Origin of the sequence: Mesotoga sp. UBA5825 (assembly GCF_002432955.1) — a bacterium.
GTDB lineage: Bacteria > Thermotogota > Thermotogae > Petrotogales > Kosmotogaceae > Mesotoga.
Map to the genome: position 1 here is coordinate 1 of NZ_DJHG01000124.1, position 2,504 is coordinate 2,504.

Below are 2,504 nucleotides of genomic sequence, written 5' to 3' on the forward strand. Positions count from 1 at the left end.
AGCTGAAGGAATCGGCACAAAAGGAGACCATCGATATAGAGCGACTGTCGAGCTGATCGAAGGAACCGAAGAGAGATTTGTGACTTTCTACAATCTCGGAAAGTCTGAGGAGTACCTGAAGTTTGTTCTTGCAGTTGTGGTCTTTTCCTCGTTATCCATCTTGTTAGCCGTAAGCCTCATTGGAACAATATTCACGAGAAAACTGATAAGACCTTTTGAAGAGGCCGGCAATCAAATGGAGCTAATCAGCAGAACGGGGCTGAAGGATGCCAGAATTTCCCTAAGAAAGAGTGGAGACGAAGTTTCAAAGCTTGAAAGTGAAATCAATAAGGCGCTGAGCAGAATCGAGCAGTTGATAAACGATGCGAAGCAGTTCTCTTCAAGAATCGCTCACGAATTGAGAACACCCCTCGCGGTAATGAAATCGAATCTTCAGCTCTCTTTGACCGGCAGTTCCTCAAAAGAGAGTATGCGCGAAGCCTTGAGAGAAACTCTTGAGGAAGTGGAAAAGCTCATAAGACTTTCTGAAGAGTATCTGCTTCTGTCACGCACAGAGATCTCAGTACCAATTGAGAAGAGAGAGATAGATCTCTCCCGACTTGTACTGGAGACTACCGAGAAGATCATGATCCTTCATCCCGACAAAGAGATTGAAATAGAGATCATCCCAGATATAGTGATCAGTGCCTCCGGATACATGATCGAACACGTGGTAATGAATCTTCTCGACAATGCCTGCAAGTATTCTACGGACGATTCTGTAAAGATCAAACTTACCCGTGAAGAGGAATTCTCTCTGCTATCTGTTTCCAACAAAGGCAAAGCCGTCGATTTCATGAGCCTTGATGAATCCGTGAAGGAAGTGCAGGCTCAGGGATATGGTCTCGGGCTGAGAGTGGTCTTGTCAATTTTGCGTGCGCACAATCTTAGGCTCGATTACGAACATGAAGAGGGCATCAATAGATTCATGATCGAATTTCCCAGTGAGTCCTATTCCAAATAGCATGAGACACGGCCTGGAAGCCGGGCGATTCGTTGTCTGCATCCAGTCACAGGCTCGAGTTTGAAAGTAGTCTGGTAAGATCGAGTATCACTGACAGCCGGAGGAAGAAAATGAAGCTAAATGATTTCAAACTGGAAGTTTACTTTGAAAAGCACGAGTTCGACGCACCCTACCTTCTTGCCCAGTCGGACTGTGAAGCCATGACGATCGGCGAGTTGCTGGAAATGGACGGCGAACCCCCCTCGAAGTTCATGGATACGTGGCTCGGTTACACAGAAGTTCCCGGCAATCGCGATTTGAGGGCGCAAATTGCAGGGCTTTACTCGACCGTCGAAATGGAAGAGGTTATAGTTCACTCAGGCGCGGAAGAGGCGATCTTCAACTTCATGAATGCTTTTCTTCAGAAAGGCGACCATGTGATCTGCCAGTTTCCGGTTTATCAGTCCCTGTACGAAGTTGCGAATGCAATCGGATGTGAAGTGACCCGCTGGGAACTGAGAAGAAGTGGGGAAGAATGGAGCTTTGATGTAGATGAACTGAAGGATCTTGTTCGCCCGGAGACTAAATTAGTAGTGATAAACAATCCTAATAACCCGACCGGATACCTTATTTCGAACGGAGATCTGATGAAGATCGCTTCCTTCACCGAAGAAAGGGGGATTTTCGTTTTTTCCGACGAGGTCTACAGAGGGCTTGAGCTTGATCAATCTATAGAAAAGCAGAAGTCCTTTGCGGACATTTCCGGCAACTCTCTTGCGCTGGGTGTAATGTCGAAATCATACGGATTGGCCGGCTTGAGAATAGGCTGGGTTGTATCTCACATTAAAAGCGTCCTGGAATCAATGACTGGATTCAAACACTACACTACGATCTGCAACAGCGCTCCTTCGGAGTATCTTGCCTGGAAGGCCCTGTGTGTAGGAGATAAGATCCTGAAAAGGAACAGAGCGATAGTTGCTGAGAACTGGGATCGAGCCGCCCTCTTCTTCGAGAAGCACTCATCGGTATTCAGAGTTTCGAGACCGAAGGCCGGGCCAATTGCCTTTGTAAGGTTTCTTGGAGGAGACGTTGATCGCTTCTGCTCCGAGCTCCTTGATAATTCCGGAGTTCTGCTTCTTCCCGGATCGATGTATGATTACGAAGGCGGCTACTTCAGGATGGGATTCGGCCGAAAGAGCTTCGCTGAAGGTTTGGACCGGCTGGATGAGTTTCTGGATTCATCCAATATATGATTACTCTTTGCGACGACTCACTGTAGTTGATATGTGAATAATAGATTCCGATCGACAAAACCAAAGGGATTGCAGATTCCCGGGTGAGATTCCTTAACCTGCCGTCAACAGCAAGACCGGTTGACTTTAACAATTTCTCGTGGTAGAATTGTTATTGAAGACGCTTTCAGAGCGTCTTTTTTCTTTTGTAATTGCAATTGAACCTTTGATCTCCGAACCGAGAGGAGAGTCACGAAGTGGCGGAGGGTGTCTGTTTCAAAGAAGAGCAT

2 protein-coding genes are annotated in these 2,504 nt (G+C 46.8%); both read left to right on the forward strand.

The genetic code is table 11. The features are described from left to right. The coding region (locus B3N33_RS12125) for a histidine kinase dimerization/phospho-acceptor domain-containing protein (RefSeq protein ID WP_292593482.1) at positions 1-1,003 on the forward strand (1,003 nt) is incomplete at its 5' end. 110 nt (positions 1,004-1,113) lie between these two features. Then, positions 1,114-2,235, forward strand: coding sequence for an aminotransferase class I/II-fold pyridoxal phosphate-dependent enzyme (locus B3N33_RS12130; RefSeq protein ID WP_292593483.1), 1,122 nt, complete (start codon positions 1,114-1,116; stop codon positions 2,233-2,235). Positions 2,236-2,504: the final 269 nt, after the last annotated feature.

What these genes read in the sequence shown, in the direction of transcription:
- B3N33_RS12130 (WP_292593483.1), top strand. Translation starts at nt 1,114, where the DNA reads ATGAAGCTAAATGATTTCAAACTGGAAGTTTACTTTGAAAAGCACGAG.